The following is a 13,034-nucleotide window of genomic DNA, read 5'->3' on the forward strand; positions in this document are numbered from 1 at the left end:
ATGTCGGTGGGGGGAGCGAGGCGGGGAGTCCGGCGTCATCGATGGGTGCCGGGTGCCGCCGGTCAGCGCGGCGGGGCGGGGATCGCCACGCGGCAGCGCCCGTCGTAGACGCGCCAGCGGTCGTACCCGTCGATGCAGACGTAGACGTTCCAGGAGATGCCGACGAAACCGGAGTCTTCCTCGACGAAATAGTAGGCGCGGGCATGGTCGCCGTTGTCGAGCTGGACTGAGCCCTCGCAGTAGCGCCGCACCAGCGGGCTGGGATTGTAGACGCTCTGGGGAAGCTCGCCGATGGCGGTGAACGTCTTCACGCGCGGGACGCGGTAGGCGGGGCTGGCGCGGTTGCTGAAGCGCAGCGCCGCGCTCACGACCGTCTTCGACGTGCAGGCCGGAACGTCTTCGTCATTCGGGCAATCAGTCGGGTCGCCCCAAATGAAGTAGTTGTTGAAGATGTTGCAACGCTTGGCCTTTTGCACCGGCTCGGCGGCGAGATCGGCGGCCTGGACCACCGGCGCCTGGCACACCAGGACGGCGGCTATAAGCGCCGCGGCGAATCGAACCATGGCCATTCCCCTTCACACACTTCGATGTGTCTGACCGAGCGCACGCCGTTTTTCAACACGCGCGAAAGAATCACGGGGGCCAGACGCGCGCTCGGGCGGGAGGCGTGTCTGGTGCGCCACAGCATCGCCCCGCCTGCCCCATATCCCGGCTCGATCCCGGCGTCGGGCGCCCGCCGTGAGGGCACCCGCGGACAGGCGCGCACAGGGGCGGGCGCCGCGCGGGGCCGGACTGCGTCGCTTTTGTCGCCGCGGAGTGCTGCCGTCGGCATTTGCCTTGCGCCATCTGCATCATACCTAAGTCCGAGACCGCTGCCGCCACGATCGCGAAAGGATGCTCCATGTCTTCCCATGCCGTGATCGAGGCGCGAGACGTCGCGTTGACGCTGGGCCGCGGCACGTCCGCGGTCGAGGTCCTGCGCGGCGTCGAACTGACGGTGGCGACGGGCCAGTCGCTCGCCATCGTCGGCCCGTCCGGCTCGGGCAAGTCGACCCTGTTGATGATCCTCGCCGGGCTGGAGCGCCCGGACCGTGGCACCGTGAGCGTGAGCGGCCGCGAGCTGACGGCCCTGTCGGAGGATGAGCTGACGGTGTTCCGGGGCCGCGAGATCGGCATCGTGTTCCAGTCCTTCCACCTGATACCGACCATGACCGCGTGGGAGAACGTCGCCGTGCCGCTGGAGCTGAGTGGGGTGGTGGATGCGCGGGACCGGGCGCTGGCCGAGCTGCGTCGCGTCGGGCTGGCGGAGCGGGCGCAGCACTACCCGGCGGAGCTTTCCGGCGGCGAGCAGCAGCGTGTGGCGGTCGCGCGGGCGCTGGCGCCGTCGCCTGCCGTCCTCCTCGCCGACGAGCCCACCGGCAACCTCGACGAGGCCACCGGGCAGGGCATCATCGACCTCATGTTCGCCGCCCAGGCCGACCGCGGGCAGACGCTGATCCTCGTCACCCACGACGCCCGCCTCGCGCAGCGCTGCGACCGGACGGTCCGCGTACACCTCGGCCGGCTCGAACCCGCCGCGCCGGCGCTCGAGGTCGGCGCGTGAGCGAGGCCGCCTTGTCGCTCCCGGCGCGACGTGCGGGCGGGCGGTTGCCGGTTCACCTCGCCTGGCGTTACGCGCTGCGGGAAATGCGGGGCGGCCTGCGGGGGTTCTACGTCTTCCTCGCCTGCATCGCGCTCGGCACGGCGACGATCGCGGCCGTCAATTCGCTGTCGCACGGGCTGGTCCAGGGTATCACGGCGGAGGGGCAGTCGCTGCTGGGCGGCGACGTCAGCTTTTCGCTGATGCATCGCCAGGCGCGACCGGAGGAGGCGGCCTTCTTCGCCGAGAACGGCCGGCTGTCGACCGTGGCGACGCTGCGCGCGATGGCCCGTCCGGCGAGCGGCCGGCAGATGCTGGTCGAGTTGAAGGCGGTCGACGGCGCCTATCCGCTCTACGGCGACCTGCGGCTCGATGACGGCCGCACCGCCGCCGAGGCGTTCGCGGCGGCGCCGCCGGGCCGGGTGCCGATCCTCGTCGACGCGACGCTGCTGACCACGGCCGACGTCGCCGTCGGCGAAGACGTCGAGATCGGGCGGGCGACGGCGCGCATCGTGGGCGTGATCGAGCGCGAGCCGGACCGCCTGTCGGGCGGGTTGGCGTTCGGCCCTCGCGTGATCATGCCGCTCGCGGGGCTGGAGACGACCGGGCTGGTGACCACCGGCAGCCTGGTCCGCTGGCACTATCGGATCCGTGGCGAGGACGCGCCGTTCTCCGACAAGACCCTCGACCGCCTCGTCGAGAGCGCGCGGGCGGACTTCCCCCTTGCCGGGTGGCGGGTCGAGACCCGTCTCGACGCGGCGCCGCGCCTGCGCGAATCGATCGAGCGGTTCGCGCAATTCCTGACGATCGTCGGGCTCACGTCGCTGGCCGTGGGTGGGGTCGGCGTGGCGAATTCGGTGCGCGCCTATCTGGGCCGCAAGCGGATGCAGATCGCCACCTTCCGCGCGCTGGGCGCCACGCGGCGGTTCGTCACGACGCTCTATCTGCTGCAGATCGCCATCCTGGCGGCGATCGGGATCGCGATCGGCGTCCTCCTGGGAGCCGCGGCGCCGCCGATCGCGGCGATTTTCCTCGCCGGCATCCTGCCCGTGTCGGCGTTGAACACCGTGTTTCCGGGCGCGCTGGCGCTGGCGGCCCTGTTCGGCGCGCTGACGGCGCTGACCTTCGCACTGCTGCCGCTGGCGCGGGCCGACCGCATCCGGCCGATCGTGCTCTTGCGCGGCGATGCCGACCACGCCGTCGGCACCCCGGCGGGGTTCGCGGTGGCCGCGCTCGGCTCCGGCGTGCTGTTGGCGGCCCTCGTCATCCTCACCGCCTACGACCGCTGGCTCGCGCTCTACTACGTGGTCGGCGCGATCGCGGTCTTCGGCATGTTCCGCGGCGTGTCCGTGGTCATCATGGCGATCGCGGCACGGGTGCCGCGCAGCCGGCGCACCACCGTTCGCATGGCGATCGCCAACATGCACCGGCGCGGGGCGCTGACGCCGACGGTCACGCTCTCGCTCGGCCTCAGCCTGACGCTGCTGGTGGCGCTGTCGCAGATCGACGGCAACCTGCGCCAGACCCTGACCTCGACCCTCCCGGACCAGGCGCCGAGCTTCTTCTTCGTCGACATTCAGAGCGGCCAGCGCGACGCCTTCCTGGCCGAGCTGGACGCGATCGCGCCGGAGGCGACGGTCCGGGCGCAGCCGATGCTGCGGGGGCGGATCGTCTCGATCGACGGCGTCTCATCCGAGGACTGGCCGGAGACGGAGGCGGCCTGGGTGCTGAAGGGCGACCGCGGGATCACCTATGCCGCGCAACTGCCCGAGGGCAGCGAACTGGTGGACGGGCGGTGGTGGGACGCCGACACCACGCGCAAGGAGGTCTCCTTCGCGGCGAACCTTGCCGAGGAGCTGGGTGTGGGCGTCGGCGATACGTTGCGGGTCAACGTGCTCGGCCGGGAAATGGACGCCGAGATCACCAACCTGCGCACGGTGGATTGGGATTCGCTGACCATCAACTTCGTGATGATCTTCTCGCCGAACGTGTTCGCCGGCGCGCCGCACGCGCATCTCGCGACCCTCGCATTGCCCGGCGGCGGAGACGAGACCACCGAGCTCGACATCCTGCGCCGGATCACCGATGCCTTTCCGACGGTCACCAGCATTCGCGTGAAGGATGCGTTGGCGGCGGTGAACGGGATCGTCGCCGACCTCGTCCTGGCGGTGCGCGTCGCCGCGTCGATCACCTTGTTCTCGTCGATCCTGGTGCTGGCGGGGACGCTGGCTGCGAGCCACCGAAGCCGGATCTACGATGCCGTGATCCTCAAGACGCTGGGCGCACGGCGGCGGACGCTGCTGCTGGCCTACGGGCTCGAATATGTGCTTCTGGGCGCGGCGGCGGCGGTGTTCTCGGTCGTCGCCGGCTCGCTCGCGGGCTGGTTCATCGTGGCCGACCTCATGGAGATCGACTTCGTCTTCATGCCCGGCGCGGCGCTGGCGGCCGTCTTGCTGGCGATCGTGGTGACGGTCGGCCTCGGCCTCCTGGGCACGTGGCGGGCGCTGGGCGAGCGGCCCGCCACCGTGCTGCGCACCCTGTAGCGCGCCGGCCGGGGGAGGTTGGGAGCGCCGTGGGCTGCGCTCCCGGCGCTCAGTCGGCGAGGTGCGGGACCGACCAGAAGAAGGTCTCGCCCGAGGAATCGTCCACGCCGTCGTTGTCGGTGACGAGGTAGCCGGTGCCGTCGGCACCGATCGCGAGGCCCTCCACCTTGTCGACGATGTAGCCGTGGAAGGCTGCCATGTCGGGCAGGAGGTCACGCACGAGGGTCTTGTCGACCTCCGGCAGCTCGCCTTCCAGGGACGCCGGCTTCAGCGCGGCGAGCGGCACCGAGTAGATGCGCTTCACCTCGGCGGCCGAGCCGATCTGGTTGTCGCGCTCCAGGATGTAGGCGAGGTCGCCGTGGACGGCGATGTCGGAGAGGCCCATCCAGCCGGTCTCGGCGTCGTCGAGCGGGTAGTGGACGCCGCCCCATGCGCCGGTCGCCGGCGTATAGGCGACGAGCTTGACCATGCCCTTCGGGTCGTCGCCCCACTCGCGCTGGATCGTCACCCACAGCGTGCCGTCGACCATCGCGACACCCTCGGCGCCGAAGCGCTTCTCGCCTTCGAGGAGCACCGGCGGGAACGGCACCGCCGCGACGATGGCGCCGCCGGCGTCCACGTGGAGGAGCTGGTGCGGCACGTCCTTGTCGGTGTTGCCCTCGGAGGCGAGCCAGAAGCCGCCCTCGCCGTCGAGCGTGATGCCCTCGAGGTCGAGCTTCTCGGCCGGCGCGCCGTCGCGGGTGACGGGGAGCGCGTCGGTGATGATCGCGGGGGTCTGCGTCGCGTCGATGGTGAAGATCGTCGGCTGCGTGGCGTAGAAGGAATCGTTCACCGCGTAGAGCGTGCCCGGCGCGTCCGGGTCGGTGGCGAGGCCGGAGAGGGCGCCCCAGCCGATCGGCGGCGTCGCCTCGGCGTCCGACATGATCGTCGGGTAGGTCGGCGCGGCGTCCTCGAGGCGGTAGATCATGACGTGCGAGCGCGCGCCGCCGTCCTCGCCGAGGTCCGCCTCGTTGGCCGTGACGAGAAGGCCGCGGGCCGGGATCGCCACCGCGCCCTCCGGCGCGATGCCCGAGGGGAGCAGGCCGACGAGGGTCGGCGTGTCGGCCGAAAGGTCGAACACCGCGACCGCCGAGCCGCGCTCGGAGAGGGCGAAGAGGTAGGCCGTCTCGTCGAACACGGCGAACGCGAGGCCCTCCGGCTCGCCGCCTTTGTTCTCGGAGCGCTTCTCCGGGTAGTGGCCGGTGCGGGCGAGCGCATACTCGATCTCGGTGCCCGAATCCCAGACGACGTTGCCCTCGCGGTCGAAGATGGAGACCGTGCGGCTGCCCCCCTCGTAGTCGCCCTCGTTGGCGACGGCGATGTGGTTCTCGTCGATCCACACCACCGCGTCCGGCTCGCGCTTGGCGCTGATCGACCCGGTGAAGGAAAGCGCGCCCTCTTCGGCGACGTCCACCCCGTCGAGCCTGACCGACCCGGCGGAGAAGTGCGACAGGATCGTCCCGTCGGCGCCGACGATGACGATGTGGTTGTTCTCCTGAAGCGTCACCGCGATGTCGCCGGCGGCGTTGATGGAGACGAACTCCGGTTCCGGGTCCTCCGGCGCGATCTCCGCGAGGCCGGTCATGTCGACCGTCTTCAGTCCGGCACAGTCGGGCCCCGCGTTGGCGAGCGGAACGATGACGAGACTGCCGGCGGGCATCTGCGGGATGACGCCGTCATCGAGGTCCTCGTCGCGCTCGTTCTCGATGGCGACGGCGAGGAAGCGGCCGTCCGGCGCGACGGCGATGGAATCGGGCTGCCCGCCGAGAGCGCAGGACGCGGTGACCTCCTTGGTGGCGAGGTCGATCACCTTGAGGAGGCCGGACGGGGCCGTGTAGCTCTCTGACGTGTTGACCGCGGCAATCGCCTTGCCGCCGACGACCGCGACCGACGTCGGCTCGCCGCCGAGGTCGACCGAGCCGCCCGGCGCCGGGTTCGCGGGGTCGGTGATGTCGACGATGCCGAGGGCGCCGAGGGGGCTGTCGGAATAGACCACCGTCATCCCGTCGGCGGTGGCGGCGATGATCTCGGCCGAGGTCTCGGTCGCCGGGTCGGCGCCCTCGGGCAGGTTCAGCGGCACCTCGAAGGCGGCGATGCGATTGAACGCCTCCGCCTGCGCCTGACCCGCCACGGCGCACAACAGCGCCGCAGTCACAAGAGACGTCGTCTTCATCGCGATCCCCTTATTTCGTCTGCGCGACGTGTTAGGGCCGATTGGTGATACGTTTATGACGGTCCTGTGTCGTCACGCGAAACGACCGGGCGCGGCCCGCTCAGCGTTGGCATTGCGGGCAGAAGAAGGTGGAGCGGCCGCCCTGGACGATGCGCGCCACCGTGCCGTCGCAGGCGGGGCGCGGGCAGGGGTCCTCCTCGCGCCCGTAGACGGCGAACGTGTGCTGGAAGCGCCCCAGCGAGCCGTCCGCCGCCACATAGTCCCGCAGCGACGAGCCGCCGGCGGCGATCGCCTCCTCGATGACGGTGACGATCGCCGCCGTCAGGCGCACCAGCGCCGCGCCCGGCCGCCCGTCCTGGCGGACCAGCGTTCCCGCCAGCCTGCGCGGCGACAGCTTCGCGCGCCACAGCGCCTCGCAGACGTAGATGTTGCCGAGGCCGGCGATCACCCGCTGGTCCAGCAGCGCGGCCTTCAGCGGCGTCTTCTTGCCCGCCAGCGCCTTGGCGAGGCTCCCGGCGGTGACGCCCCCCGCCACCGGCTCGGCCCCGAGGTGGGCGAAGTAGGGGTGCTGGTCGAGGAGGGCGGTGTCGGCCAGCGTCATGAAGCCGAAACGGCGCGGGTCGTTGTAGATGATCGTCGCCCCGTCGAGTTCGAGCGTCACGTGATCGTGCGCGGCGATCTTGCCCTTGGGGTAGACGAATTGCCCCGGCGGCAGCAGCCCCTCCACACGGAAGGCGCCCGACATGCCGAGATGGGCGATCAGGGTCGTCCCGTCGTCGAGCCCGGCGAGCAGGTACTTGGCCCGCCGGCCCAGCCGCTCGACGCGCCGACCGGTGAGCCGTGCCGCGAAGCCGGGCGGAAAGGGGAAGCGCAGATCCGCCCGCGCCAGGCGGACCGCCTCGATCCGCCGGCCCTCCATCACCGGCGCCAGACCGCGGCGAACCGTCTCCACCTCGGGAAGCTCAGGCATTCGTTGCACCTTTCCATGGCCCCGCGGGGCCGAGGCCGCTATGTGTTCCGCCGACTGATTGGAAAGGCGACCCACATGGAAACGTCCTTCGGCTTCCGCACCGTCCCGGTCGAGGAGAAGCAGGGACTCGTCAACCGCGTATTCGACACCGTCGCAAGCCGCTACGACGTGATGAACGACGCGATGTCGGGCGGGCTCCACAGGGTGTGGAAAGACGCCATGGTCTCCTGGCTCGGCGCGCCCCGCCGTCCGGCCCGGCCGTTCAACGTGGTCGACGTCGCCGGCGGTACGGGCGACATCGCCTTCCGTATCGCCCGCGGGATCGAGCAGAACGGCGCCATCACCGTGTGCGACATCAACACCGAGATGCTGATCGAGGGCACCAAGCGCGACGCCAAGCGCATCCGGCCGACGACGCCGTGCCGCTTCGTCACCGCCAATGCCGAGGAGATGCCGCTGCCGACCGGCTCGCAGGACGTCTACACCATCGCCTTCGGCATCCGGAACGTGACGCGCCGGCAGAAGGCGCTGGACGAGGCGTTCCGGGTTCTGAAGCGTGGCGGGCGCTTCATGTGCCTGGAGTTCAGCCATGTCGACATTCCGGTGATGGACAAGATCTACGATCGCTACTCCTTCGCCATGATCCCCCGCATGGGCCAGCTCATCGCCGGCGACGGCGAGCCCTACCGCTATCTCGTGGAATCGATCCGCACCTTCCCCAATCCGGGGCGCTTCGCGGCGGAGATCGAGAAGGCGGGCTTCTCGCAGGTGCAGGTGCGCAAGTTCACCGGCGGCGTCGCGGCGATCCACTCGGCGTTCAAGATCTGATGGCACTGCTGCCCTACTGGCGCTTCCTGAGGGCCGGCTTCGTCCTGGCGCGCGAGGGCGTGTTCGCCATCGTGCCGCTGGACGACGCGCCCGCCTCGGCGAAGTTCGCCATCCGGCTGATCCGCATCATCGAGCGCCCGTCCGCCCGCCGGCGCGACATGGCCGCCCGCCTCAGCCAGGCGTTCGACCGGCTGGGGCCGTCCTACATCAAGCTGGGCCAGTTCCTCGCCACCCGCGCCGACGTCGTCGGCGAGGAGGTCGCCGGCGAGCTGGCGCTCCTGCAGGATCAGGTGCCGCCGGTGCCCGACGAAGCGGCGCGTGCCGCGATCGAGTCCGGCCTCGGCGCGCCGATCGACACCATCTTCTCCGAGTTCGGCGAGTGCATCGCCGCGGCGTCGATCGCCCAGGTCTACCGCGCCAAGCTGACGGACGTGCGGGGCGAGCGCGAGGTGGCGGTGAAGGTGCTGCGGCCGGGCGTGGCGCGCCGCTTCGAGAAGGACCTCGAGGCCTACTATACCGCCGCCCGCTTCGTGGAGCGCTTCATGCCGAGCGCGCGGCGGCTGCGGCCCGTCGCCGTCGTCGACACGCTGGCCGCCTCCGTCCGGTTCGAGATGGACCTGCGCCTGGAAGCGGCCGCCATGTCCGAGATGGCGGAGAACATCGTCGAGGACGAGCTCTTCCGCGTGCCGCGCGTCGAGTGGGCCCGCACCGCCCGCACCGTGCTGACGATGGAGTGGATCGACGGCATCAAGCTGTCGCGCGTCGGCGAGTTGCGCGAGGCGGGACACGACCTGCCGGACCTCGGCCGCAACGTGTTGCAGACCTTCCTGCGCCACGCCGTGCGCGACGGCTTCTTTCACGCCGACATGCACCAGGGGAACCTCTTCGCCGAGGCGGACGGGACGCTCGTCGCGGTCGACCTCGGCATCACCGGCCGCCTCACACGCGAGGAGCGGGGCTTCCTGGCCGAGATCCTCTACGGCTTCATCGAGCGGGACTATCACCGCGTCGCCGAGGTTCACTTCCGCGCCGGCTACGTGCCGATGACGCAGGACGTCGACCTCTTCGCCCAGGCCCTGCGCGCGGTGGGCGAGCCGATCCGCGACGCCACCGCCGCCGAGCTTTCGATGAGCCGCCTGCTGGCCCAGCTCTTCGAGACGACCGAACTCTTCCAGATGACCACCCAGCCGCAGCTCATCATGCTGCAGAAGACGATGGTGGTGGTCGAAGGTGTCGCCCGCTCGCTCGACCCGCAACTCAACATCTGGCACACCGCCGAGCCCGTCGTGCGCGACTGGATGGTCGCCGAGCTGGGGCCGGGCGCCACGGTGCGCAAGGCGCAGGATTCGTTCTCGGCGATCACCCGCGCGGCGCTCGCCGCCCCCCAGCTCGCCGAGCGGATGGAGCGTCTGTCGAAGGACTTCGAGGTGGCGCTGGAGAAGGGCCTGCCGATCTCCGATCGCTCCATCGAAGAGCTGGGCCGTTACGCCTTCGCCCGCTCCTTCGTGCGCGTCGGTGCCCTGTGGCTCGGCGCCGTCAGCCTCGCGGTGCTGGCCTGGAACTCGTTCTGACCGCGCCGCGCCGCGTCGGCCGGGCGCGCGCCGTGGTGCGACGCGCGCCCGTGCCTTCGAGGGTGTGGTAGGCGTCAGCCCAGCGTCGGCATCGAGAACTGGGCGTCGGCGCGCATGCCGGTGGGCCAGCGCATCGTCGTCGTCTTGATGCGGGTGTAGAACCGCACACCCTCCATGCCGTGCATCGCATGGTCGCCGAAGATGGAGTCCTTCCAGCCGCCGAACGAGTGGAAGGCCATCGGCACCGGGATCGGCACGTTGATGCCCACCATGCCGACCTCGATGTCCTGCGCGAACGACCGCGCCACGTCGCCGTCGCGCGTGAACACCGCCGTCCCGTTGGCGAAGTGGTGGCCGTGGATGAGGTCGACCGCGTCCTGATACGAATTGCGCCGCACCACGGAGAGGACCGGGCCGAAGATCTCCTCCTGCCAGATCGTCATGTCGGGGGTGACGCCGTCGATCAGCGTCGGGCCGACATAGTAGCCGTTCTCGTAGCCCTGCGGCGGGGTGAAGGTGCGGCCGTCGACGACGATCTTGGCCCCTTCCGCCTCGCCCTTCTCGATGTAGCCGAGGATCTTCTCCTGCGCGGCCTTGGTGACGACCGGGCCCATCTCGGACGTCTTGTCGCTCGCCGGGCCGACCTTCAGCGCCTCGATCTTCGGCACCAGCTTCTCGATCAGCGCGTCGGCCACCTGGTCCGTCACCGGGACCGCGACCGAGACCGCCATGCAGCGCTCGCCGGCGGAGCCGTAGGCCGCGCCCATCAGCGCGCCGACCGCCATGTCGAGGTCGGCGTCGGGCATCACCACCATGTGGTTCTTCGCCCCGCCCAGCGCCTGGCAGCGCTTGCCGTTCGCCGTCGCGGTCTTGTGGATGTAGGAGGCGATCGGCGTCGAGCCGACGAACGAGACGGCCTTCACGTCCGGGCTCTCTAGGATGGCGTCCACCGCCTCCTTGTCACCCTGCACGACGTTGAAGACGCCGGCGGGGAGGCCGGCCTCGGTCAGCCATTCGGCGATCAGGAGCGAGGCGGAGGGGTCGCGTTCGGACGGCTTCAGGATGAAGCAGTTGCCGCAGGCGAGGGCCACCGGGAACATCCACATCGGCACCATCGCCGGGAAGTTGAACGGGGTGATGCCGGCGACGACGCCGAGCGGCTGGCGCACAGAGAACGAGTCGACGCCCGTGCCGACGTTGGCCGAGAAGTCGCCCTGCAGGTGGGTCGGGATGCCGACCGCGAACTCGACCACCTCGAGGCCGCGGGTGACTTCGCCCAGCGCGTCCTCGTGCGTCTTGCCGTGCTCGGCGGAGATCGCCTCGGCGAGCTGGTCGCCGCGGTCCCACAGGATGGACTTGAAGCGGTCGAGGATGCGCGCGCGGCGCAGCGGCGGCGTCGCGGCCCAGGCCGGCCACGCCGCCTTGGCGTCGGCGATCACGGCGCCCACCTCGGCCGTCGAGGCGAGCGCCACCGTCTTCTCGCTCTCGCCCGTGGCGGGGTTCCAGACCGGCTGGCTGCGGCCCGAGGTGCCGGCGACGCGGCTGCCGCCGATATAGTGTGCGATCTCGCTCATCAGAATCCTCCGAGGGTGTTTCCGCCTCTTATTGGGACGCTCAAAACTGAATATAAAGGGCCAGATCTGGCGCTCCGTTATACGTAGATTGCCATAAGTGGGGAGGGCGCGCGATGGACTGGAACGATGCCAAGCACTTCCTCGCCGTGGCGCGCGAGGGGCAGGTGCTCGCCGCGGCCGGCCGACTCGGCATCAGTCAGGCGACGCTGTCGCGCCGCATCGCCGCGCTCGAGGAGGCGGTCGGCGCGCGCCTCTTCGCGCGGTCCACCCGCGGCGCCGCGCTGACCGACGCGGGCCGTCTCTTCCTGGAGACGGCCGAGCGGGTCGAGGCGGAGATGCTGGCTGCCGCCGAGCGGCTGAAGGCGGTCGAGGCGGCGCCGGGCGGGACCGTGCGGATCGGCGCGCCGGACGGGCTGGGTAGCGCCTACCTGGCGCCGCGGCTGGGGCTCCTCGGGGCGCGCTATCCGGCGCTCAGGGTGCAACTCGTGCCGCTGACGCGCAGCTTCTCGCTGTCGCAGCGCGAGGCGGACGTCGCCATCATGATCGGCCGGCCGCAGAAGGGCCGGCTGCGGGCGCGGCGCCTGGCGGACTACACGCTGGGCCTCTACGCGACACGCGACTACCTCGCCGCACACGGGACGCCGCAGCGGGTCGAGGACCTCGCCCGCCACCGCCTCGTCGGCTATGTCGACGACCTGATTCCGACGGCCGAGCTGAATTATGCCGAGGAGGTGTGGCGCGGCTGGACCTCGGCGTTCGAGGTGGCGACCGCGATCGGCCAGCGCGAGGTGGTCGCCTCGGGCGCCGCCATCGGCCTGTTGCACGACTTCATGGTGGCGGCGGATCCGCGCTTCGTGCCGCTGCTGGCGGACCGCAAGCCGGTGCGCAGCTACGTCGCCGTCTGGCACGAGAACCTCGCCGGCTCGCGGCGTCTGTCGGCGGTGGTCGACTTTCTCGCCGAGCAGATGAAGCGCGAGCGGGCGCTCTTCAGTCCGGGATCGTGAGGCCGCGGGCGCCGCTCGCCGCGATCGCCTGATGGATGAAGCCATCGACGCGGGCGCGCGTGAGGAACCCGTCGAGGTCCGGGACGATCTCGGCGAGGGCGGCGGGGACGGCCATCGCCTGGTGGGCACTCGCCAGAGCCTCGGCGAGGACGACGGCGTCCTCGGAGCCGCCGAAGCGGGCCGTCAGCGTTGCGCGCACGCCCGCGACCGCGTCGCCCTCGCCGGCGGCGAAGCGGTCCATCGAGGCGCCGGGGCTGTCGGCCCGCACCACGGTGGCATGGCGGATCGTCTTGTCGAGGTGGAGGTCGTAGGCCGACCCGGCGGCCGACAGGATCGTCATCCCTGGCGCGTCGACGAAGGCGGGCGTCGCCGGGCCGCCGGGCCGCACGGCGTAGGTGGTGTCGATCGTCACGTACGGGCGGGAGAAGGCGACGCGGTCGGCACGCGCCGGGTCGACCGCGAGGAATGCGACCGACCACGCGCCGCCGGCGGCGGCGTCCACCACCTTGCCGGCGCCGGGGTAGAGGACCGGCTCCAGCGGCACGCCGATCTCCTCCGCGAGCCGACCGGCGAGCGCCGGGCCGACGCCGCGGAGGCGCCCGCCGTCCTCCTGCACCAGCGCCTTGTTGCCGGTATTGATCGCCGCGCGCAGGCGGCCGGACGGCGCGAGCACGCCCCGAAGATCTCTCATGC

Annotated in this window: 10 protein-coding genes; 5 read left to right on the forward strand and 5 right to left on the reverse strand. The window is 71.0% G+C overall.

From position 1 onward, the window contains the following. Positions 1-62 precede the first annotated feature (62 nt). Positions 63-563, reverse strand: coding sequence for a hypothetical protein (locus MRB58_RS16645; RefSeq protein ID WP_244778230.1), 501 nt, complete (start codon positions 561-563; stop codon positions 63-65). Between the two features lie 338 nt (positions 564-901). Here MRB58_RS16645 and MRB58_RS16650 point away from each other — a divergent pair, with 338 nt between their 5' ends. Together MRB58_RS16650 and MRB58_RS16655 are read left to right on the forward strand one after the other, a co-directional pair. After that, the gene (locus tag MRB58_RS16650; RefSeq protein WP_244778231.1) at positions 902-1,603 is read left to right on the forward strand and encodes an ABC transporter ATP-binding protein; all 702 of its coding nucleotides are present in this window, start codon (positions 902-904) and stop codon (positions 1,601-1,603) included. Then, the gene (locus tag MRB58_RS16655; protein WP_371747193.1) at positions 1,600-4,182 is read left to right on the forward strand and encodes an ABC transporter permease; all 2,583 of its coding nucleotides are present in this window, start codon (positions 1,600-1,602) and stop codon (positions 4,180-4,182) included. The genes MRB58_RS16650 and MRB58_RS16655 overlap by 4 nt, the downstream gene beginning before the upstream one ends. A 49-nt stretch (positions 4,183-4,231) precedes the next feature. Here MRB58_RS16655 and MRB58_RS16660 read toward each other — a convergent pair whose 3' ends face one another. After that, positions 4,232-6,394 (reverse strand): esterase-like activity of phytase family protein, encoded by a 2,163-nt coding sequence (locus MRB58_RS16660; RefSeq protein ID WP_244778232.1) that lies wholly within the window; start codon positions 6,392-6,394, stop codon positions 4,232-4,234. 100 nt (positions 6,395-6,494) lie between these two features. Beyond that, positions 6,495-7,364 carry a bifunctional DNA-formamidopyrimidine glycosylase/DNA-(apurinic or apyrimidinic site) lyase gene (mutM, locus tag MRB58_RS16665; protein WP_244778233.1) on the reverse strand — a complete coding sequence of 290 codons (870 nt, stop codon included), beginning with the start codon at positions 7,362-7,364 and terminating at the stop codon, positions 6,495-6,497. Between the two features lie 15 nt (positions 7,365-7,379). Here mutM and ubiE point away from each other — a divergent pair, with 15 nt between their 5' ends. Both ubiE and ubiB read left to right on the forward strand, forming a co-directional pair. Next, on the forward strand, positions 7,380-8,192 hold the full coding sequence (gene ubiE / locus MRB58_RS16670; RefSeq protein WP_244778234.1) for a bifunctional demethylmenaquinone methyltransferase/2-methoxy-6-polyprenyl-1,4-benzoquinol methylase UbiE: 813 nt from the start codon (positions 7,380-7,382) through the stop codon (positions 8,190-8,192). Next, positions 8,192-9,763, forward strand: a complete 1,572-nt coding sequence (gene ubiB, locus MRB58_RS16675; RefSeq protein WP_244778235.1) for a 2-polyprenylphenol 6-hydroxylase — start codon at positions 8,192-8,194, stop codon at positions 9,761-9,763. Before ubiE ends, ubiB begins: the two co-directional genes overlap by 1 nt. A 74-nt stretch (positions 9,764-9,837) precedes the next feature. Here ubiB and MRB58_RS16680 read toward each other — a convergent pair whose 3' ends face one another. Next, positions 9,838-11,337 (reverse strand): CoA-acylating methylmalonate-semialdehyde dehydrogenase, encoded by a 1,500-nt coding sequence (locus MRB58_RS16680; RefSeq protein WP_244778236.1) that lies wholly within the window; start codon positions 11,335-11,337, stop codon positions 9,838-9,840. Between the two features lie 113 nt (positions 11,338-11,450). On the opposite strand from MRB58_RS16680, the gene MRB58_RS16685 reads away from it, so the two are divergent. Beyond that, on the forward strand, positions 11,451-12,341 hold the full coding sequence (locus MRB58_RS16685; RefSeq protein ID WP_244778237.1) for a LysR family transcriptional regulator: 891 nt from the start codon (positions 11,451-11,453) through the stop codon (positions 12,339-12,341). Here the strand turns inward: MRB58_RS16685 and MRB58_RS16690 are convergent. Next, positions 12,325-13,032: a transporter substrate-binding domain-containing protein gene (locus MRB58_RS16690; RefSeq protein WP_244778238.1), complete on the reverse strand. Its 708-nt coding sequence runs from the start codon at positions 13,030-13,032 to the stop codon at positions 12,325-12,327. The genes MRB58_RS16685 and MRB58_RS16690 overlap by 17 nt on opposite strands. Positions 13,033-13,034: the final 2 nt, after the last annotated feature.

Source organism: Acuticoccus sp. I52.16.1 (assembly GCF_022865125.1).
Classification (GTDB): Bacteria; Pseudomonadota; Alphaproteobacteria; order Rhizobiales; family Amorphaceae; genus Acuticoccus.

Coding starts and splice junctions, on each gene's coding strand:
- MRB58_RS16650 (WP_244778231.1), top strand. CDS start 902: ATGTCTTCCCATGCCGTGATCGAGGCGCGAGACGTCGCGTTGACGCTG.
- MRB58_RS16690 (WP_244778238.1), bottom strand. CDS start 13,032: ATGAGAGATCTTCGGGGCGTGCTCGCGCCGTCCGGCCGCCTGCGCGCG.
- MRB58_RS16680 (WP_244778236.1), bottom strand. CDS start 11,337: ATGAGCGAGATCGCACACTATATCGGCGGCAGCCGCGTCGCCGGCACC.
- MRB58_RS16645 (WP_244778230.1), bottom strand. CDS start 563: ATGGTTCGATTCGCCGCGGCGCTTATAGCCGCCGTCCTGGTGTGCCAG.
- MRB58_RS16685 (WP_244778237.1), top strand. CDS start 11,451: ATGGACTGGAACGATGCCAAGCACTTCCTCGCCGTGGCGCGCGAGGGG.
- ubiB (WP_244778235.1), top strand. CDS start 8,192: ATGGCACTGCTGCCCTACTGGCGCTTCCTGAGGGCCGGCTTCGTCCTG.
- ubiE (WP_244778234.1), top strand. CDS start 7,380: ATGGCCCCGCGGGGCCGAGGCCGCTATGTGTTCCGCCGACTGATTGGA.
- mutM (WP_244778233.1), bottom strand. CDS start 7,364: ATGCCTGAGCTTCCCGAGGTGGAGACGGTTCGCCGCGGTCTGGCGCCG.
- MRB58_RS16660 (WP_244778232.1), bottom strand. CDS start 6,394: ATGAAGACGACGTCTCTTGTGACTGCGGCGCTGTTGTGCGCCGTGGCG.